This window comes from Streptococcus oralis (genome assembly GCF_002386345.1).
Lineage (GTDB): Bacteria > Bacillota > Bacilli > Lactobacillales > Streptococcaceae > Streptococcus > Streptococcus oralis_S.
The window spans coordinates 417091-442970 of record NZ_CP023507.1 but is presented as its reverse complement, the minus strand read 5'-3'; the positions used below and the strand labels follow the sequence as shown (position 1 = coordinate 442970).

The 25880-nt window shown below is 42.1% G+C and carries 13 protein-coding genes and 1 pseudogene; all 14 read right to left on the bottom strand.

The window, feature by feature from the left end; genetic code table 11:
* The 14 genes and pseudogenes from CO686_RS02290 to ftsZ all read right to left on the bottom strand — a co-directional run bounded on the left by CO686_RS02290 (nucleotide 1) and on the right by ftsZ (nucleotide 25872).
* Nucleotides 1-1047, bottom strand: coding sequence for a FecCD family ABC transporter permease (locus CO686_RS02290; RefSeq protein ID WP_096753451.1), 1047 nt, complete (start codon nucleotides 1045-1047; stop codon nucleotides 1-3).
* 419 nt (nucleotides 1048-1466) lie between these two features.
* Entirely contained in the window at nucleotides 1467-1736 is a 270-nt protein-coding gene (gene rpsO / locus CO686_RS02285) for a 30S ribosomal protein S15 (protein WP_001018251.1), read from the bottom strand.
* A gap of 291 nt (nucleotides 1737-2027) precedes the next feature.
* Nucleotides 2028-2720, bottom strand: coding sequence for a phosphoglycerate mutase (locus tag CO686_RS02280; protein ID WP_000240130.1), 693 nt, complete (start codon nucleotides 2718-2720; stop codon nucleotides 2028-2030).
* Nucleotides 2721-3181: 461 nt separating this feature from the next.
* Entirely contained in the window at nucleotides 3182-3562 is a 381-nt protein-coding gene (locus CO686_RS02275) for a hypothetical protein (RefSeq protein WP_049501556.1), read from the bottom strand.
* Between the two features lie 151 nt (nucleotides 3563-3713).
* Entirely contained in the window at nucleotides 3714-9395 is a 5682-nt protein-coding gene (locus CO686_RS02270; protein ID WP_096753450.1) for a ZmpA/ZmpB/ZmpC family metallo-endopeptidase, read from the bottom strand.
* 234 nt (nucleotides 9396-9629) lie between these two features.
* Nucleotides 9630-10010 (bottom strand): hypothetical protein, encoded by a 381-nt coding sequence (locus CO686_RS02265; RefSeq protein WP_049501554.1) that lies wholly within the window; start codon nucleotides 10008-10010, stop codon nucleotides 9630-9632.
* A gap of 230 nt (nucleotides 10011-10240) precedes the next feature.
* On the bottom strand, nucleotides 10241-18211 hold the full coding sequence (locus CO686_RS02260) for a ZmpA/ZmpB/ZmpC family metallo-endopeptidase (protein ID WP_096753449.1): 7971 nt from the start codon (nucleotides 18209-18211) through the stop codon (nucleotides 10241-10243).
* A 295-nt stretch (nucleotides 18212-18506) separates the two neighbouring features.
* On the bottom strand, nucleotides 18507-21299 hold the full coding sequence (ileS, locus tag CO686_RS02250) for an isoleucine--tRNA ligase (protein WP_096753448.1): 2793 nt from the start codon (nucleotides 21297-21299) through the stop codon (nucleotides 18507-18509).
* Between the two features lie 251 nt (nucleotides 21300-21550).
* The gene (locus CO686_RS02245) at nucleotides 21551-22345 is read right to left on the bottom strand and encodes a DivIVA domain-containing protein (protein WP_096753447.1); all 795 of its coding nucleotides are present in this window, start codon (nucleotides 22343-22345) and stop codon (nucleotides 21551-21553) included.
* An 8-nt stretch (nucleotides 22346-22353) separates the two neighbouring features.
* Nucleotides 22354-23144, bottom strand: a pseudogene (locus tag CO686_RS02240) (YlmH family RNA-binding protein).
* A complete protein-coding gene (locus CO686_RS02235; protein ID WP_000576501.1) occupies nucleotides 23141-23401 on the bottom strand; it encodes a YggT family protein in 261 nt (86 codons plus the stop codon). Before CO686_RS02235 ends, CO686_RS02240 begins: the two are co-directional and overlap by 4 nt.
* Complete coding sequence (locus CO686_RS02230) at nucleotides 23401-23931, bottom strand: cell division protein SepF (RefSeq protein WP_000053367.1); 531 nt, start codon at nucleotides 23929-23931, stop codon at nucleotides 23401-23403. Before CO686_RS02230 ends, CO686_RS02235 begins: the two co-directional genes overlap by 1 nt.
* 9 nt (nucleotides 23932-23940) lie before the next feature.
* The gene (locus tag CO686_RS02225; RefSeq protein ID WP_084878743.1) at nucleotides 23941-24612 is read right to left on the bottom strand and encodes a YggS family pyridoxal phosphate-dependent enzyme; all 672 of its coding nucleotides are present in this window, start codon (nucleotides 24610-24612) and stop codon (nucleotides 23941-23943) included.
* 3 nt (nucleotides 24613-24615) lie between these two features.
* Nucleotides 24616-25872 carry a cell division protein FtsZ gene (ftsZ, locus tag CO686_RS02220; protein ID WP_049501413.1) on the bottom strand — a complete coding sequence of 419 codons (1257 nt, stop codon included), beginning with the start codon at nucleotides 25870-25872 and terminating at the stop codon, nucleotides 24616-24618.
* Nucleotides 25873-25880: the final 8 nt, after the last annotated feature.

Genomic DNA, 25880 nt, shown 5'->3' with positions numbered 1-25880 from the left:
TCAGGCCCTCACCTCCCTTCGCCTACCTCCAACAATGTAGATAAAGAAGGGAGCACCTACTAAGGCTGTGAAAATACCAATCGGCAGCTCAGCATTTGGAATAATGACACGAGAGAGTACATCTGCCCAGATGACAAAGAGGGCACCCAGCAAGGTTGCAATGGGAAAAAGCCTCTTGTAATTCGTTCCTACTAACCCTCGAGCTAAGTGAGGAGTAATGAGACCGACAAATCCAATAATCCCACAGGTTGCCACTAAGACTGCTGTTAACACAGCCACCATTGTCACATAAAGATACCAATAAAAGCGTAAGGGAATCCCCAAAGTTAAAGCAGCCTCATCTCCCATCATCATTGCATTGAAAACACGATACTGAGTAGAGAAAAATAGAAACGCTACTCCCACTACTATAGTTGGCAGGACTAAGTCAGACCAAGTGGTCCCGGCAAGCGAGCCCATGGTCCAAAATTTAATGGTCATCACACTGTCCGCATTAGCGCCGACTGAGATAATAAAGTTTGAAAAAGCCAGAAAGAGAGCGTTGACCACCGTTCCTGATAAGATCAGACTAGAAGTCGTCATCCTGCCCTGCATAGAGGCAATAATGAGGACAGCGATTGTTGCCAAAACAGCTCCTAAAAAAGCTCCAAGGCTAATCACCAATTTTAAACCAAGAATGATGCTCAAGGTTGCCCCTAGAGTTGCACCAGCAGAGATTCCTAAGACATAAGGCTCTGCGATGGGGTTGTTCACTGTGGACTGCATCACGCTACCACACATAGAAAGACCAGCTCCTACTATCAGACCTAACAATACTCGGGGGAATCTCATGTTCCATACAATGGCAAGAGTGGACTTGGAAACCTCTCCTATCTCAAGAGGAATCCCCAATCTGCTCAAAATAATTCGATAGGTATCGCCTAGATCAATCGCAACTGATCCCATAGAAACTGCCAGAAAGAGCGAAATTCCTAAAACACTTAGCAAAATACCTAAAAACAACACAAATTGCAAATCTTGTCGGCTTCCAGAAAGTTTGGAAAGCATGAAAACCTCCTTTGATAGCATCTTAAAAATTTAGAAAATTCTCATGAAAAGTATACCATATTTCTATTAGATGAACAAGGATAGAGACATATATAGAAAAAGCCCTCTGAAGTCAGAGAGCTGATTTGAGCTCGGGCTATAATCCTAGTGAAACAAAAAATCTCCCCGAAGGGAGAAAATCTGGTTTATTTTAGCTTACAGTGCTAATGACCGTAACCGAAGATAATACTTGAGTATATTGAGGTAGGGTGACAAAAGTAAAAAAGCTACCCAATTTAGAGTAGCTTCATTATCAAGATATATTCAATTGAACACGGCCTAAGCACTTGGCAAAAAAGATAAAATCTCCTAGAAACTGAAGTTTCTTCGTCAATTTTCCTATTTTTGCTTTGTGCTTTTGACGGCCTTTGTATCTTGAATTAACGACGAAGTCCTAGAGAGTTGATCAACTCACGGTAACGGTTAACGTCGTTTTTACGCAAGTATGCAAGCAAGTTACGACGGCGACCGATTTTCTTCATCAATCCACGGTAAGTAGCGTGGTCTTTTTTGTGTTGTTTGATGTGTTCGTTAAGGTGGTTGATTTCCCAAGTAAGGACAGCAACTTGAACCTCTACTGAACCTGTATCACCTTCGTGACGTGCATATTGTGCGATGATTTCATTTTTTTTCTCTTTTGAGATTGCCATGATGTTTCTCCTTTTTATTTGGCTTCATCCGAGTGACAGGTTGGCATGCCTGCAACCAAGAAGAAGTTATTTGTCTTTACGACAGTTCTTATTCTACCAAGAAGCAGGGACTTTGTCAACTGATTTACTATTTAAAACCGTGAATTACTCTACTGATTTCAGGGCTTCGAGCATATCTACTTTTCTCACAAACAAGTCACTCTTTACTATCATTATAAGGCTTTTTCAACTAGTTGGAAACTAGAAGCAAAAACAAAAAAGCCTAGGAATCCTAGGCTTTCTGTTTATAAATTATTTTCCAAGGTAGTATTCAGAAACTACGTTCAATTTTTCGTCAAATTCGAATACCAATGGTGGGAAGTTAGGGATTTCCACGTCCATGATTTCGTCATCTGACAAGCGTTTGATGTGTTTTACAAGGGCACGGATTGAGTTACCGTGAGCTCCTACGAATACATTTTTACCATCTTTAAGTGCTGGAGCGATTTTGTCTTCCCAGAATGGAAGGGCACGTTCCAAAGTCACTTTCAAGTTTTCAGCATCTGGGATAACTGAGTCGTCAAGTGAAGCGTAACGACGGTCAGTGTGAGCTGAATGCTCATCATCACGGTCCATGTTTGGAGGCAATACATCGTATGAACGACGCCAGATGTGAACTTGCTCATCACCAAATTGTTCCGCAGCTTCAGCTTTGTTTTTACCAGTCAAACCACCGTAGTGACGTTCGTTCAAGCGCCATGATTTTTCAACTGGAACCCACAATTGGTCAGAAGCTTCAAGAGCCAAGTTTGTTGTTTTGATCGCACGTTTCAATACTGAAGTGTAAGCTTGGTCAAATTCGATACCAGCTTCTTTGATCAATTTACCAGCGTCAATCGCTTGTTGTGTACCTTTTTCAGACAAATCAACATCAGCCCAACCAGTGAAAAGGTTAGCTTTGTTCCATTCAGACTCACCGTGGCGAGCAAAAACCAATTTTACCATTAGATGGATTCTCCTTTTATTTTTCGAGGTTTCCCTCGTTTATCTATTCTATTTTACACAATTTTTCACAAAAAAGCTAGTTAAAATCAACTAAAAAGAGAGAACAGTGTCCTCTCATCTAGTTATTATTAATTCGCGATATTCAATCAAGAAACGATTGCAATTATTTGTTATTTAAAGCATCAATTAAACGATCAGTATTCTTAGTTATATTAGTATCATTGTAACGATTATGAATTAGACCTTCAATTGTTTCTTTGCAATTTTCAAGATTAGCTTTTCAAATACTACCACACTGACAAGATGTAATGAAAGATTGTTTCATAATATTCTCCTTTTATTTTTTCAAGTTGTATTACATCATGTTTTCTTATAAAAAAAGCATTTTACTAACATATTCTTTCGCCAGGTAATTCTTTAAATAAAAAAACAACCCTCAAACGGATTGTTTCACTAGACTATCAGACAAGGCCACAGACTTCTTTCAAAAATTTAGAAAAAGAAACAGCGCCTTTAATGATTAGAAATCCTCCTATCCACTCGGTCGCTGAAAGAAATCCCAGCACGCCACCAATGATAAATAAAATAGATGGCAGCATTCGAAGTTGTTGGTCTTCTTCGAAATAGATTAGCATAAAGGTTCCTAATGCAATCATCAAAATCTTAAAAAATGTCAGGAGCAGGGAAAAGGTAACCGTGACGACCAGCATTTTTGAAGGATCTTTATAGATGATGGCCCCAGTATAGGATAGCAAAAATCGTAGAACAGGTCCCAAAAGTAAGGTCACTCCTGCCACCATGCCCAGTCTCCAATTGAGTCGAACCAATCTATCTCTCTCCATAAAAACCTCCTTCTCTCGTAGCTATCATTCTACCATATTTCCCCCAGAAACAAAAGACCTTCTCCGTCACAAACAAATCCCCTACCAGCTTTCAGACAGCCGAACATAAAAAGAGAAGATCTGTCGATCCTCCCTTTTCATTTTCCAACCCTTATTTCTTAAAAATAGAGGTTCTGAAGTCGTTTGTTTGGTCAAGATAGGCCTTAAAGATTGCTCTCTTCAACTTATGAACGGCACTGTCATACTCTGGATTATAGTTGCTCCAACGAGGACTTACAGCATCCTTGAGAACAGCTTGATCCATGAGGGCTTGCAATTCAGTCACACTATTGATGGTCTTGGTCGCATAGCTTGGCCATGGTTTTGTCGGATCTTTAAAGGTCACTTGTTTCAAGTTTTTAAACTGATCCACACGTTCTTTGTACATGGCTTTCTTAAAGGCAGCCCAAGATGCATACTTGCCTTCAAACACCTTGTCCAATACAAGTTCATCTGTCACCAATCCGCGTTCTTTACCATAGAGATTGATAGTTTTACCTTTTTGTTTGGCAGCTTCTTCGTATTGGTTAGAGATATAAGGTACCATTCCATCCTTGAAGCCTTTGGCAGCCAAAAGTTCGTAAGCAATCCTACGCCCCATAAGGTCCCCTGGCGTGCCTTTCTCACTGCTGAGAGCTGAATAGATTGGGGCAAAGAGTTTAATCGTATAGTAGCCATTTCGTTCATAGTCACCAGACTGGTACTCACGAGCTGACAAGATGTTGTGGTCAATCAAACTATCAAAGTTAGTTAGTTTTTGGGCCTCTTCTTCTGTCAATTCTTTGACTACGTTAGTAGCGTATACCTCATTGCCATCTACTGGATCTTTCACATACTTGTTCTCAATTTTTCTGAGAACCGCCATTTTCTGGTAAACATTTAGCTTGTTAACGATTGATTGCCCTTCGAGGTATTCCAGCATGTAGATAAGATCAAACATGTTGTGGACATAGTTCTGAAGATCTGTTGCGTTTTGGAATCTTTCTGTCGGATCCAAGATTTGCAGACGGGAGCCCTCTGTACTATCTGATTTTGAGTGTCTCAAGATAGAATTAATGGTAATGGTTGCGTCACTTGGTTGGTCAGGGGCTTGCAATAAGCCTTTTGCAAAGAACTCTGGGCCCAAGCCACTTCTTCGACCATAGCCGCCAAGATAAATATCCTGATCCGAATCATGGGTCATTTCATGGGTATAAGTAATGGCTCCATCCTTGTCTAGCATACGGTAAGACATATAGTAGACACCATCCCCTGTTGCGTAGGCTCCATGCTGGTTGTGTACTACCTTATTGCCAACTGGTCCAAAGAAATTCTTCATGGCTGGATTGGAGCTATCAAACTTAGCCTCCACTGTAGCTTTTCCTGAGGTTGTGTCATCCCCAAACTTATAAGCATCATAAAGCAAGATGGTACGATAGAGTTTTTCACGTCTCTCATTATCTAAAATACGATACCAATAATCGTAGTGATCACGCTGACGTTTGGCTGTTTCACGCGCATTTTCTTCTACAAAATCATTGAGAGCCTTGCCCGCTTTATGCTCGCTATTGCGGTAGCGATCATAGGCTCCAAATCCAAGGCTGGACATGGTCGAGATGACAAATACTGATTTCTCTGGCAAGGTTAGGAGAGGCAAGACCATATTGCGGTATTTCCATGTGGCACTAGTAATGCGGTCATAGACACCTATAGAATACTTGGTGCCAGCTTGTCCTTGCTTAGTTTTGACTTCTTCAATATTAGATTTTTCTTCGACGATGTAAGCCTTAGTCTCTGATTTAAACCAGTCATTGTTGCTTTTCTCTGGTAAAAAGACCTTTCGGTAATGTTCTAACGTGCTAAATAAATCTGTCGTCCCATGATGACTGGCAAGACTGATACCATAAGTATCGACATTATTCTTAGCTAGAAGATTGTTAAAGCCAGATTTACCCAACTCAATCAGAGTATCTAGTGGTGAAGCATTTCCCTTACCAAAGAAGTCCAGATGGTACAGAACTAGGTCTTTGACATTCACTTGACCATAGCTGAAGTTGTACCAACGCTCCAGATAGGTCAAGCCAAGTAGCAAGGCTTCCTTGTTGTGCTTGATTTTATCTACAAGATAGCCCTTGATGACTGGATTGTCACCGGCAAGTCCAGCATCAGCTGACAAGAGTTTTTTCAAACTGTCTTCCAGATGTTGTTTTGTTTTGGCGAACTGGTCTTCTAGATAAAGCTCAGTTTGCTTGACGTTTGGAGAAATACCGAGCGTCTTTCTGATGGCTTCTGAATGATAGGCAACCTTTTGTAAGTCTGGTAAGACTTGCTTGATGATGGAGGTTTGGTCATACAGGAATTGGTTTGGCGTATAGAGAAGTCCAGTATTTCCTAGACTATATTCTGCTAATTTGGCAAAATCAGCCTGGTACTTGAGATCGAGCTTTTCAGATGAATGGTCCTTGTAGTGAAGCAAGAGTTTGTTTGCAGTCTCTTTGTTAGAAACAATATCTGTGATGACTTGGTTATCCTTCATCATAACTGCTGACAAGAGTTCTTTTTGATATAAGAGACTGTTCTCATTGACCAGATTTCCGTATTTGACGATGGTTGCCTTGTTGTAGAAAGGTAGCAATTTTTCAATGTTCTTATAAGCCAAGGCGCGCTTAGCTTGATAATGAGCCACCTTAGAAAAATCACTGTCTTTTTTGCCACTTGTTGAGAGGGGTTCCACTATTGGTAGAGTTAGAGGATTGATTGCTGCTTTTTTGCTTTCAATCTGGGAAGCATCTAGCATTGTTCCTCTTTCTTCAAAGGATTCCTTGCTGACGACCTCATCCTTGACCAAGGTGACATTGTAGACTCTGTTGGCCTTGCTGCTGAATGTGTCCTTCACCTTCATTCCATTGTAGTGGTAACCGGTAATGGCATTTCCGTTGGTTACATTGACATCACTGAGAACATTGGTCAATCTTCCAGCATGCTTTTCTAGATTAGAAGTTCGATCCCACAAATAGCCTGCTACTCCCGCGACTCTACCAAAGTGCTTGGCATTGTTAATATCGCCTTCAGCATAGCTATCTTGGATCTGTGCATCCTGATCTACTAGACCTGCAAGACCACCCACAGTCTGATCTGAACTATTTGTGTTGGATGAAATGGCCACTGTCGCTTTTGACTTAGTAAGTAAAGCCTTGTCACCTGTCAAATGACCGACCAGACCACCGATATTGTAGGCAGCAGTCGTTTCATAAGTGTTGATAATTCTTCCCTTGAAACTGCTCTCTGTGATACTTGATTGCTCAGCCTTTGCCAGCAAACCACCGATACCACGTTCACCGGCGAGAACACCATCAACGTGAACTTGTTTAATCTTTGTGCCATTCTGGGCTTCATAGGCCAGTGAACCGATAGCATCTTTCCCTGAAATGGAGACATTTTTCAGACTCAATTTTTCTACCGTAGCGCTACTCAAGGTTTCGAACAGTGGTTTTTTCAAGTTGTAAATAGCATACTGCTTGCCATCTTTTTCACCGATCAACTGACCAGTAAAGGCGCCCTTGATGTAGGATTTAGCTTCAGGATCTAACTCCACTTCGTTGGCATTCAAACTAGCTGCTAAATGATAGGTTCCAGAGAGATTCTGGTTGATAGCTTTGACTAGGTTGCTAAAGGAAGTAAAGGTTGTCGTTTCCTCTCTAGCCTTCTTAGCTAGGTAGAAGGTGAAATCGTCGACATATTTATTCTCTAGCTCTTGCTGGAGTTTCTCAGCCTTGGCTGTGATTTTATAAACTGGCTGACCATCTTTCGTTTCAGCCGTTATTGAAGCGACTGGTAGATAGACATCTTTAAACAACGAAGATTTAACCTTGACAAAGTAAGTGTCTGGATTACTTGGAACACCGTCTAAAGAAACGTGTTGTTTGTAAGTACCATTGGTCTGACTATACAACTCCAGATCCGAAACATTTCTTAGCTCAAGCGTCTTCTCTGGGTCTTTTTCTTTTGGTTTTTCTGTCGGAGCTTCCGGTTTTACTTGCTCGGTATTGCCAGTATATTCTGGAAGAGGAGCGACTTGTTCCGGTTCAACGATGGCTCCTGCTTGAGTTCCTGTATATTCTGGTGTTTCAGTTGTCTCTGGGGCTACTATTGCACCAGACTGCTCACCTTTATATTCTGGTAAGGAAGATTGAGTCTCAGGTTCCACAATCGCACCTGCTTGAGTTCCTGTATATTCTGGTGTTTCAGTTGTCTCTGGGGCTACTATTGCACCAGACTGCTCACCTTTATATTCTGGTAAGGAAGATTGAGTCTCAGGTTCCACAATCGCACCTGCTTGCGTATCTGTATATTCTGGTTTTTCGCTGGTCTCTGGGGCTACAATCGCTCCCGCTTGAGTTCCCCTATACTCTGGTGTTGGTGGCACCTCTTCAGGTTCTACGATTGCTCCAGACTGCTCGCCTGTATAGGCTGGTTTCTCAGCTATTTCTGGTTCCACCAAAGCTCCTGACTGGACACCCCCAACCTCTGGCTCAACTTTTTCCGGCTCAACGATGGCACCAGCTTGAGTTCCCTGATACTCAGGTAGTGGAGCGACTTGCTCGGGTTCAACGACTGCTCCTGCTTGGGTGCCTGTATATTCTGGTTTTTCAGCTATCTCTGGGTCTACAACCGCTCCCGCTTGCTCGCCTGTATATTCTGGTAATGGAGCCTGAGTCTCAGGCTCTCCTTTTCTTGTAGACTGAGGTGCTTCACTCGCGGCTACTGCCTTCTTAGTCCCTTTCTCTACTATACGTGGCAAGGCTTCTTCTACTTTGGTTGAGAGAACTTCCCGAGAAATTTCTTGGTTTTCAACAGTGAAAATGCGAACAAGTTCAATCTTCTTCCCAGCACGACCTTCTTGTTTGACATGGATGGTTCCCTCTGTTAGATCTGGATTTTCTTGAACCACTTCTGAAAAGTCTAGTTTGATTTCAATCTCTTGGTCTTTGTATAGGAGCTCTGGTTTGTTCACGCGACCAGCCAAGACTTCATCCTGAGGATCCACACTAGCAAGACCAGACGGATGTTGATTGGATGAATCTTGAGAAGGGATTGGTTTTTCAGCAGGGAGTGTAGGAGATGGAGCTTTCTGCTCATCTCCTGCCTTTTGTCCACCTTCGTTGGTTTGGAAATGAGGTTGAACCGTGTAGTCTAGTTTCTGATCCCTAGCAGCAGTTTCTTGCTGATTAATCTCTTTGTCTTGCTTAATATAGCCTAGATAAGTATAACCTGATAAGGCACGTGGCAAAGGCAGACTATCTCCTTGGGATAATTGGTATTCTTGATTGTACTGGAGCAAAAGTTGATTTTCGATAGCCTGAACTGAAGAAACCAAACCGCTGCCCATCCCTGTTACCAAAATCACATTCAAGAGGGCTTTCTTCTTGCCTTTCTTTTTGGATACAACAAAAATAAGAAGGCCAATTGAAGCTAGAGCTCCACCAGTTAAAACACTAGTAAGGCTATTCTGCCCACCTGTATTGGGCAACTGACCTAGCTGGACTTTCTCATCCATACGGTAGACTAGATAATAAGTGCTCTCACTATCTTCAGCAATCTTCGGAATGTCCTTTACAATCAAGTCTTTCTCTTGACTACTTAGCTCCGTATCCGTCACATACTTGTAGTGAACAGCTACATTTTCTTGGGCAAATACAGTACCACTGCTCGCAATGGACACAAAAAATAGGCTTGAAATCGAAGCTGACACAAGTCCAATTGCTAATTTTCGTAAGGAGAAACGATGCTGCTTCTCTCCAAAAAACTTTTTCATTCTATATCCTCTCAACTTTTCAACCTCTATCAAGAAAATAACTAGTATTATATTTTGATATAGGTATTTTACATCAACCATTATACTATAAAAAGAGTTCCTTGTCTCAAATAAATGCTTTAGATTTTACGATTATTAAAGCTTATTTATCCTGTCAAATCTACCCCTGCTTGGTAACAAAAAAAGAAGGCTAAGCGCCTTCTCTTATTTGAAAATATTCCTAACAAAAAGTTATTATTCTTGAATCTCGAATTTTTTCAAAAGTCCAAAATAGAGGGATCCACCAATGATTGTCAGAATTCCTCCTACCCATCCCAAGAATGGGATCAATCCAACAGAACCACCTACGATAAACAAAACAGACGGTGCAGGGGTCACACGTTCATCGTCCTTGTAATAGACAATAGACACAATTCCTAAAACCAAGACAGCAATTTTTACCAATGCCAAAATGATTGAAAAAATCGTCAATATACCAACTGTTGCATCCGAGTCCTCCGTCGCCGCAGCAGCCCCGACAGCTATCATAAACATAACAAGAGGTGCCAACAGCAAGACGATACCTGAAATAAGACCAAAAATCGCATTTACGCGAGCAAGTGTTTTTGTTTTCATCCGAATCTCCTTAAAAAATTTTTACAACTATCATTTTACCATATTTTCATGAAAAACAAAATAAATTTCAAAACGAGTATACTAGATGGTGAATGATTTCCAATTTCTATACAGACATTTAGAGTAAAAAATAGGTCATGTATCAATTTATTTGTAAATTCATTCGTTTTTGTACTAAGCAAGCCATTCACCTAAAAAAAGAAGATCACTTGGATCTTCTTTTTTCGTGTCTATCTTTCAAAGATAGACTGTCTAAAGTCGTCTGTCTCACGAAGATAAGCGTTGTAAATCTTCTTCTTGAGCAGGTTGACCCAGCTAGCTTCGACACGGCTAGTAGCATTGGTAATGTTGCGCACATCCTCTGCCACGGCTGCGTCCATCAACTGCTGCATCTCTGCATAAGAGCGAATGGTTACTTTCTTGGTACTGTTTGGATTTTTAAGCTCGTACTCAATGGTAATTGGTTTGAGCTTGGTCAGCTGATCAATCCGCTCCTTATACATGGCCTTCTTGAAGGCTGCCCAAGAGGTGTATTCACCTTTAAATACATTTTCCAAGACTTTCTGGTCGGTCACGAGACCGACATCTCTTCCAGACCATCCGTCCCACGTTTTCATCCCTTCATCGAAGGCTTCCTGAGAGTACTGACCAGAAACATAAGGGACAAATCCGTCATGATAGCCCTTGGCTGCCAGTAATTCATAGGCTGTGCGACGGAACATAACGTCACCAGGTGCTCCATTTGGATTGCTCAAGGCTGAGTAAATTGGTGAGAAGAGGCTGAGACTGAGGTAGCCATTTCGACCATATTTTCCGCTTTCCTTGTTCTCCCTACGAGTGATCACATCATTTTCAATCAGGGAGTCAAAGGTCTTCAGCTGCTTGATTTCCTCAGCTGTAAAGCTTCGCGTCTGGTTTCCAGCGTGGGTCTCCTTGCCATACTTATCTGTAATATAGTAATTCTCCATCTTCCTGAACCACTGTAACTTGGCAGCATCACTCTGCTTCAGCATAGAAGTACCTTCTAGATAGTCCAAGGTGTAGATCATGTCAAACATACCATGGACATAGTGTTGCAGGTCTGCTGCATTTTGAACACGTTCCTTGAAATTATAGGTATGCATACGTGTCTTAGAATCCTTGTCCACCTTGAAGAGAGTATTGAGCGTAATAGTTGGTTCATCTGCGCTCGGCGAAGATTGCAAGAGTCCCCGAGCATAGAGTTCCGCACCCAAGCCCTCACGACGGCCATAACCTTCAAAGTAAATTGCACCGTCAGAGTTATGGGTCATCTCATGCGTGTAGACTGAGTTACCATAGTCTTCCAACAATTTAGCAGCATCAAAGTGAGTTACACTACCCGTAGCATAGGCATTATAGCCCTTGCTTGGATACCACTTGCCAGCTGGTCCAAAGAATTCCTGCATAGCCTGTGATTTTTTGTCATTAGCTGGAGCCCAATATCTTTGACCATTCTTGTCAACCAATGAGAATCCATCATAAACCAGAACCGAACGGAAGAGCTTGTCCTTGCTTTCTGGACTGAGAATCTTATACCAGAAATCATAGTGGTCGCGCTGGTATTCAGCTGTTTTTCTCACTCTGTCTTCGACATATTCAACTAGTTCTGCGTCTGTGCGCACTCTGTTATTGGCATCCAGGCGGTAGCGATCATAAGCTCCCATAGAGAGGGTAGACATATTAGAGATAGCATAGACACCTTTCTCCGTCATGGTCAAGAGTGGCAGGAGCATGCCCTTGTGTTCCCAATTATCTGCTGTAATCTTGTCATAAACACCGACAGAGTACTTGCTCTTGCCCTCGGCTGCGTCCTGAAGCTGTCTCGCTTCTGCTACATCGGACTTAGCCTCAACGATGTAGGCTTTTGTATTGGTCTTGAGCCATTCATTATTGGTCTTGTATGGTAAGAAGAGCTGACGGTAGCCTTCAAGGTAATTGAAGAGTCCTCGCTTGCCAGTTGCTTCAGAGAGCGAATTATCATACGCTGTATAGTTGTTCTTAGCCTTGAGATTCTCAAGTCCTGATTTTCCTAAAGCAATGATTGTATCAAGAACCGAAACGTCAATCTTACCGTAGAAATCCATCTTGTAAGCCGACAAGTCCTTAACATTAAAGGTATCATAGTTGATATTGTACCAACGGTTAAGGTAAGTCAGACCCAATAGGAAAGCTTCTTTATCAGCAAGAATCTTCTTAACAAGATAATCCTTAACTACTTCACCTTCAGTATTGATAGCCTTATCCATAGCTAGCACTTTGCGAAGCTCACCTGATAGCTTGCTTTTCACTTGCGTAAATGCAGTGTCTAAGTATAGTTCATCTAAAGAAGTGTCTGCTGCTACCCCGAGAACTGTGCGCATAGCTGGCGAATCAAGAACGACCTTGTTCAGCTCTGGCAACACTTGATTTAGAATGCTAGTATAATCTGATACGAAGGCTTCTGGAGTATAAAGAAGGTCTAATCCCTTCATTCTATACTCAGCAATACCTTGGTTGACGAAATCTCCCTGATAAGATATTTCTAGATAGTCAATGGTATTGTCCATGTAGTGAAGCATCAAACGATTGATTGCTGTTTTATTGCTATGGATATCAGTGATAATCTGGTCACCCTTCATCGGAACAACATCCAGTAGGTACTCCTTATTCAACTTATGCTCTTTCGGAATCTTGTTCGCAAACGAAACAATGGTTTCTTTATTGTAGAAAGGAAGCAGTTTCTCCATATTTGCATAAGAATATCCACGGTCGAATTGAGCATTGTTTACTTCACCATAGTCGACAAAACGCATATTTAGATTCGTGTCATCTAGGCTAGTCGTGATGTTCATAGCAGTCAGTTTTTCTTCCATTTCTTCTTGAGTAATGGTAGAAGTAACAAACTGATCGTTTTTCAAGGTTTCACTCTTGGCAACTTTATAGGCTTGCGTAATGCGGTCGTTTTTGTAGCCCTGATCTCCAGAAATACTGTAAACGTTTGTACCGCTAACATTGCTGATCACATTATCAACTAAACCATTAAAGTAGTTCGAGCCGACCACTCCACCGATTTGACCGTTAGTGGTTGAATTATATACTTTTCCTGTCACATAAGATTTGGTGATTCGAGCATTGTTTTCTAGACGTCCAACCAAACCACCGATACGTTGTTCATTTGATCGAGCTCCACTAATAATCGTTACATCTGCTTTACTTTGGCTAAGAAGAGATTCTCCTCCTTTAAGGCTTGCAACCAAACCACCTACATTATAAGCTTTGATGTGTTGACTGTTAGATAGGATAGTTCCCGTAAAGGAACTATTTGTAATCTTCGTATTGGTTCCATTAACTACTAGACCCGCTACGTTAGAGGCGTTGCCTACTACCGATACTCTCCCCTGAACAGAAACATCTGTGATTCGCGCATTCTCCGCATTGCGTGCCAGCGCAGCTGAGTCATAGGTACCCACGATATTCACATCTTTAAAGTCGATATTTGAAATGGTAGAGCCACTCTTGAGGTTTTCAAATAAAGGCTTGGCTAGATTGTAAATCGCATATTGCTTACCATTTTGACTACCCGTCAGACTGCCGGTGAAGTTTCCTTTGAGGTAGACATAATCCGCAGGAGCTAGGTTGACCTCACTCGCATCCAAATCAGCTCCCAGAACATAATTTCCTGCCATATTTCGCTTCATAGCTTCTACCAATCCTGCAAAGCTAGTGTAGACATTTTGCTGACTTGGGACTGCCTTACTGATATAGAAGTCGTGCCCAGACTTGTAGCCCGCTTCACTTTCTTGGACGAGTTCAGGAAGGGTTACATTAACCTTATAAACTGCCTTGCCATCTTTCTCTACTTCAGAAATGCTGTGAACAGGTAGGAGAATTTCCTTGGATTCGCTTGATTTGATCTTGACGAAGTAGGTAGACAGATCCGTAGGAATAGAGTTCATCGATACAAAGCGCTTGTATTGGTCGTTTTCTTTATGATAAAACTCAACGGAATCAATATCACGGAAGGCAATCTTCTTGTATTCTAGCTCAAAGTTACGACTGTCTGTTTCAAACTCAGTAAAGCTGCCATTATCCAGTTCATAAGTCAACTTGGTTTTTAGAGTGTAGCCTGTGTAGTAGTCTAGGTCGCCAATTTTCAAGCTGCCAGCGAAGTTGGTAATTGGAAGAGTGCGAATCAGCTGGTCTCCCTGATACAATTCTGCAGTCGCTGAACGGAAGGACTGGGTCTGGTCTTCCAATCTATATTGGACCGTCACCGACTTATCATCAGCATTCTCAGTCAGACTTAGAATGGAAACGGTCGGCTTGACTTTAGGCACTCCATTTAGAGCTTCTTTGGCTGCTGTCAGGCTAGCAAGAACTTGGTTGACCTGTACTTGTGTAGCAGTTTGATTGTTCAAAACTTTGTCTGCCTTGGTCAATTCGTCAGTATAAGCTGTCTGCTTTTCTGAATCCGCATTCTTATATTTAACCGAAGTTTTAACCGTTGGATTTAAATCGTACTCAGTCTGAAGAGCTGTTTTAACAACTTCAAGACCACTTAATTGAGCCTTGGCTTGATTGATTTGTTCCACCAGTTGGTTGACTTCTGCTTGGCTGGCTTGGGATTGGCTCAGAATCGCTTGACCAGCCGTCAAAGCAGCATCATAGTTAGCTTGATGACTCTGACTATCGTTGAAATAACGGGCCTGAGCTTTAATCTGATCCGCTTCTGCCAAGAGATTATGCAGTGAAATTAAATCGAACTCCTCTAAAGCATCTGCTTTCGGCGCATCATTTGGCACCATGGTTGGTTTAGCCGTTCCAACTTTGACTATTTGCGTTACAGGAACTAGGGTTTCCTCATTAGACAACTCTTGGCGGTCAACCTCTTGACCGTTAGAACTGTAGACTCGGGTCTTAATGGTACGTTCGCCTTGGACACCCGGAGTTGCAATTTGACGAGCATCACGAACAAGCTCATCCGTTTCTTCTTCACGAATGGTGAAATTGATTTTTTCTACACGAGTTTCATCCGTGTAAGTCAGTGGATATTCTGGCAGAGCGTCTGCTTTTGGCGCTTCGCTTGGTACCATGCTTGGTTTAGCAGTTCCGACTTTGACAATCTGTGTTACGGGAGCCAAGGTTTCTTCATTCGAAAGTTCTTGACGGTCAACCTCTTGACCGTTAGAGCTGTAAACACGAGTCTTGATGGTCCGCTCACCTTGAACACCCGGAGTTGTGATTTGACGAGCATCTCGAACAAGCTCATCGGTTTCTTCTTCACGAATGCTAAAGTTGATTTTCTCTACGCGCGTTTCATCTGTATAAGTCAGTGGATACTCTGGCAGAGCGTCTGCTTTCGGTGCATCGTTCGGTACCATAGTTGGCTTAGCTATGCCGACCTTGACAATTTGCGTTACAGGAGCCAAGGTTTCCTCATTAGACAATTCTTGGCGGTCGACAACTTGACCGTTGGAACTGTAAACACGAGTCTTGATAGTACGTTCGCCTTGGACTCCCGGAGTCGCGATTTGGCGGGCATCTTGGACCAATTCATCCGTTTCTTCTTCACGAATGCTAAAGTTAATTTTCTCAACCCGAGTTTCATCGGTATAAGTCAACGGATATTCTGGCAGAGCGTCTGCTTTCGGTGCTTCGCTCGGTACCATATTTGGTTTAGCAGTTCCTACTTTGACAATTTGCGTTACAGGAGCCAAGGTTTCCTCATTAAACAATTCTTGGCGGTCGACAACTTGACCGTTGGAACTGTAGACACGGGTCTTAATCGTACGTTCACCCTCAACACCTGGTGTTGCAATCTGGCGGGCATCTTGAACAAGCTCATCGGTTTCTTCTTCACGAATGCTAAAGTTGATTTTCTCTACGCGAGTTTCGTCAGTATATGTCAACGGATACTCTGGCAGGGCGTCTGCTTTTGGCGCTTCGTTCGGTACCATGCTTGGTTTAGCTGTGCCGACTTTGACAATTTGCGTTACTGGAGCTAGAGTTTCCTCGTTAGACAACTCTTGGCGGTCGACAACTTGACCGTTGGAACTGTAGACACGGGTCTTAATCGTACGTTCACCTTGGACACCTGGAGTTGCAATCTGACGAGCATCTCGAACAAGCTCATCCGTTTCTTCTTCACGAATTGTGAAGTTAATTTTCTCAACCCGAGTTTCGTCGGTATAAGTTAGTGGATACTCTGGCAGAGCGTCTTCTTTCGGTGCATCGTTTGGTACTACGGTTGGTTTAGCTGTGCCGACTTTGACGATTTGCGTTACCGGAGCCAAGGTTTCCTCATTAGACAATTCTTGGCGGTCAACAACTTGACCATTAGAACTGTAGACACGGGTCTTAATCGTACGTTCACCTTGGACACCCGGAGTTGCGATTTGACGAGCATCTTGAACTAGCTCATCCGTTTCTTCTTCACGAATTGTGAAGTTAATTTTCTCAACCCGAGTTTCGTCGGTATAAGTTAGTGGATACTCTGGCAGAGCGTCTTCTTTCGGTGCATCATTTGGCACCATGGTTGGCTTAGCCGTGCCAACTTTGACCACTTGCGTTACAGGAGCTAGAGTTTCCTCATTGGATAATTCTTGGCGATCAACCTCTTGACCGTTAGAACTGTAGACGCGAGTCTTGATCGTGCGCTCTCCCTCAACACCTGGTGTTGCAATCTGGCGACTACCCTCTGGAATCTCATCTGTATATTGCTCGTCAATAGAAAAATCAATCTTTTCTATTCTAACCTCATCATTTGTAGTCAATTCCAACTCAGAGTTCTCTTGAACAGGCGCTGTTTCTGGACTGGTGCCATATTCTGTCAGTTCTGGAATCTCTTGAACTGGAGGCGTATCAGAACTGGTGCCATACTCTGCTAATTCTGGAACTTCGTGAACTGGCGCTTTATCAGGATTTGTCCCATATTCCGTCAGTTCTGGAGTCTCACGAACCGGAGACGTCTCAGGACTAGTTCCATATTCCGTCAGTTCTGGAACTTCATGAACTGGAGCTGTATCAAGATTTGTGCCATATTCCTTCAATTCTGGAACTTCATGAACTGGAGATGTCTCAGGAGTTGTACCGTACTCTGCTAATTCTGGAACTTCGTGAACTGGAGTTTCTTTTGGTATCGAGTTAGCTGGAGCTGTTCCAACTAAAATAATTTCAGAAACAGGTTCAACCGTCACTTGATCAGAAATCATTTCGCTTTTCACGATTTCTTGATTCTTACGAAAATGACGAGTCACTACTGTACGTTGACCTCGAACACCTGATTGTATGACTTTTGATTGGCCTTGAGCCAATTCATCGGTATATTGGTATTTTGTCTGATAAGGAAGTTCTTGAACTGACTCCTGCTCGCTAATTTTTAGTTCTGGTAAGTCATAAATAGGAGTTGAGCGTGTGAACTCTATCTCCTTAGCAGCTATAGTTTCTCTTTCTTCCTCAGTTAAAGCATCCCCCTTATCTGAAACAATCTCTTTCATATCAAGATTTGTTTCACTTGGCTTAAGTTCACTTCCCTTCTCTTTCTCTAAGTCAAGTGTCAGATTTTCCTTCAGAGCAGAATGAGCTAAATGACTATCATTTTGTTCTTCATTCTTTAAGTAACCGATATAGTCGTAACCGTCAATTTTCAATGGCGCTGGAAGTGCATCTCCAAGACCCAAGTTAAGACTTTGATTATATGCAGCGAGTTCGATATTCGTAACCGCTAAGACTGTTGGAGATAGCAGTATGGATCCCATTCCAGTTACCAACAAGATCGAAGATAAATACCTCTTCCCATTTCTGCCTCTAACAACTACAAGCACTAGTAATGTAAGACCCATCGCTGTAAAAGTGGATTCCCAAAGGCCGGAGTGACCTGTCTTAGGCAATACTCCAGATGAATCCCCTTGAGTAGTCGGACGATAAACTAAATAATAGGTCTCTGAAGCGTCCTCAACATACTTTGGAATCTCCCTGATCAAGGCACTCTTCTCTGCCTCCGTCAATTCAGACTCCACTACGTAGTGGTATTTGACCTGAGCAGACTGCTGACTTTGAATTTCTGCTGCCTTTACAGAAGTCAAGTCCCCAGTTATTTGCCCACTCAAAAAGAAGCTTCCAATCGTCGCCGAAACGAGCCCAACTGACAACTTCCTGAAAGAAAAGCGCTGTCGTTTTTCTCCATAAAACTGATGTTTCATTCTCAAAATTTCCTCTTCAATATGTTATTCAATCCTTTCTATTCTATCTGATTTCACTTGATTATTCAAATTATTTGTCGCAATTTTTAGAAGCAACACAAGCTTTTGAAAAGTATCAAAAAACGACCTCTCTTTTAAAAAAAATCTCAAAAAATCAACTTAAAACTTTCCTTAAAAATGTTGAATTTCTACATCTTTCTCCTAAGCTTTTACCAGCAAAAAAGAGAGAAATGACTTCCTCTCTTTTTCCTTTTCATCTCATCTTAAACTATGAGAAGACATATTTCTAATCTGATTATTTGGCTTCAAATCCTTCTGCAACTGCATCTGCAAAGTTTTCTTCTACGATGCTTGCACAGTGGTCACAGATGACTGCGTGGTAGCTACGTTCTGCAGTAGTTGGATCAATACGACGGCAACGGTCACAGACTTCACCTGCAGCGCGTTTAACTGTAAAGGCTACATTCTCAAAGCTAACGGCGCCTTCTGGAGCTGTACCTTCAGCGATGGTCAATTCTGACACGATCAAAAGTTGAGCCACATTGCTATCTACTGCTCCAAGAAGAGTTTTCACAACTTCGTTTGGATAAACTGTCAAGTGTGCTTCGAGTGATTTCCCGATAACTTTGGCATTACGAGCTTCTTCCAAGGCTTTTTGAGCTTGTCCACGGAAATCCATGAAGGCTACCCAGGTATCTAAGATTTCTTCTTGATTTGCAAATGTCTCTGCTTCTGGCAATTCTGACAATTGAACAAATTCTTCAGCTTCAAACTCAAGATATGACCAGATTTCTTCTGCAGTGTGAGGAAGGATTGGTGTCAAGAGTTTGGTGATTTTGACAAGAATGTCATAGAAGACTGTCTGCATTTGACGGCGTTCGAGTGATTTGGCACCTTCGATGTAAACAACGTCTTTAGCGAAGTCAAGGTAGAAGGCTGACAAGTCAACGTTGATAAAGTTCACCAAGGCCTTGTAAATTGTCAAGAATTCAAAGTTGGCATAAGCATCACGAATGGTCTTGACAAGCTGGTTAAAGCGGATGGTCATGTACTTATCAACCGAACGAAGCTCATCGTAAGCCACTGCGTCTTGAGCTGGGTTAAAGTCAGATGTATTGGCAATCAAGAAGCGAAGTGTGTTACGGATCTTACGGTAAGTTTCAGAGACTTGGCTCAAGATATCCATAGAGATACGTACGTCGTTGCTTGAGTCCACACTTGTTACCCAGAGACGCAAGATTTCCGCACCAAATTGTTTTTCAACATCACTTGGAGCAATGGTATTCCCAAGAGATTTAGACATCTTCTCACCTTTACCATCAAGCGCAAATCCTTGTGACAAGATTTGTTTGTAAGGAGCAACGCCATGGTTGGCAACAGATGTGATAAGTGATGAGTTGAACCAACCACGGTACTGGTCAGAACCTTCAAGGTAAAGATCTGCTGGATATTTGAGTTCTGGACGGTTGACCACTACTCCATTCCATGAGGAACCTGAGTCAAACCATACGTCCATGATATCTGTTTCTTTCTTGAACTCGCCATTTGGTGAACCTGGATGAGTAAATCCTTCTGGCAAGAGGTCCTTAGCATCACGTTCCCACCAGATGATAGAACCATGTTCCTCAAAGAGTTGAGCTACATGTTCAATCGTTTCAGCTGTCATGATAGCTGTACCATCTTCTGCGTAGAAGATTGGAAGCGGAACACCCCAAGCACGTTGACGAGAGATAACCCAGTCACCACGGTCACGAATCATATTGTAAAGACGAACTTTACCCCATTCTGAGTGGAACTTCACTTTTTCAATTTCATCCAAGATTTCTTGGCGGAATTTAGATACAGAGGCAAACCACTGTGGAACAGCACGCCAGATGATTGGTTTCTTGGTACGCCAGTCAAATGGGTATGAGTGAGAAATTTCTTCTTGAGCAAGGAGTAAATCACCCAGTTTTTCGATAACCGTCGGCACAACCTTGTCATAGAACTGACCCGCAAATTCAGGACCAGCATTTTCCATCATAATACCGCGTTCGTTAACTGTTACAGCAACTTCAAGGCCGTTGGCAACACCGACATTGTAGTCGTCCTCACCAAAACCAGGGGCTGTATGGACAATACCAGTACCAGAGTCAGTCGTAACGTGGTCACCAAGGATCACCAACTCATCTACAGCTGTATCCCATGGGTGGACTGTTACGATGTGATTCAATTCTTGACCACGGTAGGTTGCCAAGACTTGCACATCAGCCCAGCCAAATTTCTCAGACAAACTGTTCAACAATTCTGAAGCAACTACAAACTTACGAGATTCACCAGCTGGTTGTACCAATACATAATCAATATCTGCTCCAACTGTCAAACCACGAGATGCTGTGATAGTAAATGGTGTAGTGGTCCATACGACAATATAAGTATCCGTATCTAGAACACCTTTTCCGTCTTTGACGCGGTTAGCATAGTAAAGGGAAGTTGAAAGCAAGTCATGGTACTCAATTTCCGCTTCAGCAAGGGCTGACTCAGAAGACCATGACCAGTAAACAGGCTTGGCACCACGGTAGATATAGCCTTTTTTAGCCATTTCACCAAAGACCCGGATCTGAGCCGCTTCATAGTCCGGAGTCAAGGTCACATAAGGATTTTCCCAGTCACCAGAAACACCCAATCGTTTAAAGTCTTCACGTTGTTTATCAACTTGAGAAAGAGCATACTCGCGACAAAGTTTCAAGTACTCAACCAAGTCCATTTCTTTGCGTTTAACGCCTTGTTTTGCCAAGACTTGCTCGATTGGCAGACCATGTGTATCCCAACCTGGGATGTAAGGTGCATAGAATCCTGACATAGACTTAGAACGAACAATAATATCTTTAGAAATCTTGTTCATGGCATGTCCAACGTGGATATTTCCGTTTGCATACGGAGGTCCATCATGCAAGGTGAAATGTGGTTTTCCTTGGTTCAATTCTTGACGACGTTGGTAAAGTTTTGCTTCTTCCCATTCTTTTTGCCAAACTGGTTCTTTGGTTGGAAGACCAGCACGCATAGGAAAGTCTGTTTTCCCTAGATTGAGGGTTTCTTTAAGTTTCATTGTTACTCCTTTAATTTAAACTGACAAAATAAAAACCACGATTCGCAAAAAGGACGAAAATCGTGGTACCACCTTTGTTCGAAAAAAGACAGGGTCTCTTTTCCTCTTTTCCCGTAACGTAGGGGACGTCTAGTCTTACTGCTTTCAGACTAGATTCGTTGAGAGGATAATCTAACCACTAGGGATTGCAGGACTCTCACCATCTCCCGCTCGCTGAAAATATAGTTGGTTGGATCTTGTTCTCACATTTTTTATAGGATAAGAACAGATTCTTTATTTGCATCGTTCTCAGTTGCTGCAGTAGCTTCTACTTCAACTGACTCTTCATGCTGGTCACTTTCTTCTGTCTGTTGATTTTGTTGAGCTTCAAACTCAGCTAATTCTTTGTTACCAGCCTCGATACGAGCTTGTAATTCAGCAACCTCTTCTGGTGTGAATTGACGAGTCATATCAATAGGCTCTTCCTCTGGTTGTAAAGATACAGTTTCACCAAGAACTTCACCCACCACTTCTTTAAAGGCTTCATCACTTGTCTGAAGGTAAGTAGCTGTTGGGCGAAGAATATCTTCCCAATCAGATGACTCAACAATAGCCAATTGACTTTCAATCGTAGACTTGAGGCGTTGATGGAATACACGGCTCTTGTTCTTCAACTCTTCAGTCTCAACAGCCACTCTCTTCGCATTATCTGTTGCCTGACGGAGAATTTCATTTGCCTTGTATTTCGCTTCTTCAAGCAAACGCTGAGCGTCTTGTTCAGCTTGTTGAATAATATTGTTTGAACGTTCTTGAGCAGCTTGTTTAACACGCTCCGCTGTATCTTGGGCAATCAAAACTGACTGACTCAAGGAATCCTTCATCTCATCAAAGTAAGACAAACGTTCTTCCAAACTCTTGATGTGTGTCTCTTTATCGTGATTGCTACGAACCAAGTCTTCATAGTCACGAACAACGATATCCAGAAATTCATCTACTTCTTCTGGATCAAAACCTCTAAATTTTGTACCAAAGGTTTTATCTTTAATTTCTAATGATGTAATTGGCATACTTTTCCTCACTTACTTAATAATAATTGAATGCTTAATTTTATCTTATCTTTTTTTGTCTGTCCATTGTCTTTGACAATTTTTAGACGACCAAACTTTCTCACACTGATCAAATCTCCAACTGCAACCTGGTAATCACTTTTTTCAACCAGATGATAGTTTACCTGGACAGATTTTTTTCTATCAGTTGACTAGCTTGGTTTCTAGATAATTTCAAGGCACTTGATAAGAGGGCATCCAATCGAAAACTCGAAACTAAAATTTCTCGTTCTCTATAATCAATTTTAGACAAAATCCTATCGGTAAAAGGACGTTCCTCCAGCGATACAGGAAGTCTGCCAATCTTTCTTATTCCATCCTGAAAAAGAGGAATGAAATCACGATTGACAAAAATCTGTGCTCTCTTTTCATCTACCAAGATATCACCAAATAATTTACGGTCAATTCCTAGTTGGTTGATGATTGTTCCCAATATTTTTCCATGACTCAGTTGCTCAAACTTACTCGGATAGCAAATTTCCAACAAGGCCATTTCAAAGTCTGATATCTCCGGTTCAAAGTAATCGGGATAGAGAAGAACACGAACCGACTCTGTCGGAAGAACATCACCACTACTTTGGCAACCCAGTCCATATGTCCCAGCTAGCACCCTCAAAATCTGTTCCTGATGGGGATTGATAAAAGGAGTAAGTACCGGCGCATAGGTATCTTCTACACGCTTGAACCACTCTAATCCCTTATCAATAAAGGGAATATCATCTTGGGAAAAATGCTGATAAATGGCTCGATTTACTGTCATAGTAATAGGACTAGTCGTGTTAAGAGATTTCCAACAAATTGAATCAGAATCAGCGCTGCCCAAACCGTAAAATCAAGACCAGCAAATTGTAGATTGAGCTTACGAAGTGGCTCAATAACTGGGCGAGCAAGTCTGATAACTAGGCGTCCCAGCTGGCTTTCATAGGCATTTGGAAACCATGAAAGAAGAGCAAATGCAACGAGAATGATGGAATAAATGCTAACCGCATTTTGGATTAAACGGATTAAGAAAATCATTATCTTGCTCTATTTCGTTTAATGTCAAAACCAAACTCAGCGCTTTGTGATTCGTCTGGAAGTTTAATATCTTCAATATTCACGACAACGTTGACAGGAGTCAATAGATACATCGTGCTCGCAACTTTTTTCATATTTCCAGCCAAGACATGACGGGCTCCATCTAAGTAATCAAGGCAACGACGGGCTTGAACCTCTGTCATATATTGGAAATCAATCAAAATACTTTCATTTCCAGCCAACAAATCTACAATCTCAGTTGCATCTTCATATTTTCTTGGATAGCGAACGTCAATTGTCACTTTCTCATCTGAACGATGGCTTTGCATTGCCAATTCTTGCTGACGCGCATGAAGACGGGTAATATTTGCATCTTTTGCTGATCCTGACTGAGCAGGTGCTGGTAATTCTTTAGAAGATGAGATGGCTGGGCTAACTGTTTCCTCTTGTTGAGTCTGGTAGTTAGTCGTTTCTTCTCCGTCTTCTGTAAAATAATCTATAAATTTATCGAATCTATCTTTTAAAGACATAGCTCTCTCCTATTTAAAAAATGCTGTACCGATTCGAACAAAGGTTGAGCCGAACTGAATCGCTTCTTTAAAATCACGACTCATTCCCATGCTTAGCTCTGTCATCGGCATATTAGGGATTTGTTTTTCTCTAATTTCTGCTTGCAGAGCCTGCGTATCCTTGAAAATTTCTTTCAATTCATCACTGTCTGCCTCAAAAGGAGCCATGGTCATTAAACCAACATACTCAATCTGATCTAACTTAGCCAATTCTGGCAAAAGTTCTAGCAATTCTTCTTTTGAAAACCCATGCTTGCTTTCTTCCCCAGAAATATTGACCTGCAAGAAACACTTGACAACATGGTCTGTTCTCTTTTGAATTTCCTGGGCTAGCTTTAGGGAGTCTAAAGCATGAAAGTAATCCACAAATGGGATTACTTCTTTCACTTTCCGTCTCTGTAGTGTTCCTATTAAATGCCAAGTAACTGGGTAATCTTTCAAGGCCTGATATTTTTCTAAAAATTTATCGACTCGATTTTCACCTATATGACGGACACCAAGCGGAAGCAAGGCTTCCGCTGTTTGTACATCTACATACTTTGTCACTGCGATTACTGAAACAGCATCTAGAGCACGGTTGGCTTCTTGACTAGCATCAGCTATTTGCTGAAAAACTAATTCAGTATTTTTTTTCAAATTCATTGATTAACGGTTTTTGAAGAATGGAGGTGTATCCAATTCATCTTCATCTTGTGAAACTGGTGTTTCGAAGCGTTCTACCGGTGAAACAACTGGATCTGTTTGGCGAACAATTGACTCACGACGCAAGTCCCAGTCTCCAAAAGCAGACGCTTGGTTTGTTTCAAAACGACGTGGGCTTGATTTAGGCAATTCTGCTGTTTCTTCCAAGTCGAATTGACGGTCAAATGTGTGTGTTTGTGGCGCTTTAGTTGATGGACGTCCAACTGGTTGGTTGTTACGAGCTCCAACTACTTTTTCCACTCGCTCTTGACGAACACCTGTCGCTACAACAGTAACACGGATTTCATCCTTCATGCTTTCGTCAATTGATGTTCCAAGCCAGATGTTTACACCTTGGCCAGCTGCTTGGTTGACAATTTCTGAAGCTTCTTCTGCTTCAATCAAAGTCAAGTCAAGACCACCAGTAACGTTGACGATGACATCTTCAGCACCATCGATAGTTGTTTCAAGAAGTGGAGAGTAAATTGCTTTACGAGCTGCTTCAACAACGCGTTCTTCACCACTACCGATACCGATACCCATAAGGGCATTTCCTTTGTTGGCCATTACAGTTTTCACGTCAGCAAAGTCAAGGTTAATCAATCCTGGGTTCGTGATCAAGTCAGTGATCCCTTGAACACCTTGGCGAAGAACGTTATCTGCTTCGCTAAGAGCTTCAAGAAGTGGCGTTTTCTTATCAACGATTTCAAGCAAGTTGTTGTTAGAGATAATCAACAAAGTATCAACATGCTCGCGAAGTTCGTTGATTCCTTCTACAGCGTACTGGCCACGTTTGCTTCCTTCAAATCCGAAAGGACGTGTCACAACACCAACTGTAAGAGCACCAAGATCTTTAGCGATACGTGCAATAACAGGGGCTGCACCTGTACCAGATCCACCACCCATACCTGCAGTGATAAAGACCATGTCCGCTCCAGTGATAGCTTCCGTCAAAGCTTCTTCACTTTCTTCTGCAGCTTTACGTCCAACTTCTGGACGTCCTCCAGCACCCAAACCACGAGTCAATTTTGGACCAAGTTGGATAACTGTTTCTGCTTTCGTACTGCTAAGGGCTTGTACATCAGTGTTGGCTGCGATAAATTCTACACCAGCAACACCTTCGTCAACCATGCGGTTGATGGCGTTGCCACCACCACCACCGACACCAATTACCTTAATAACTGCGCCTTGAGCTGCTGCTGTATCAAATGAAAATGTCATAATTTCTT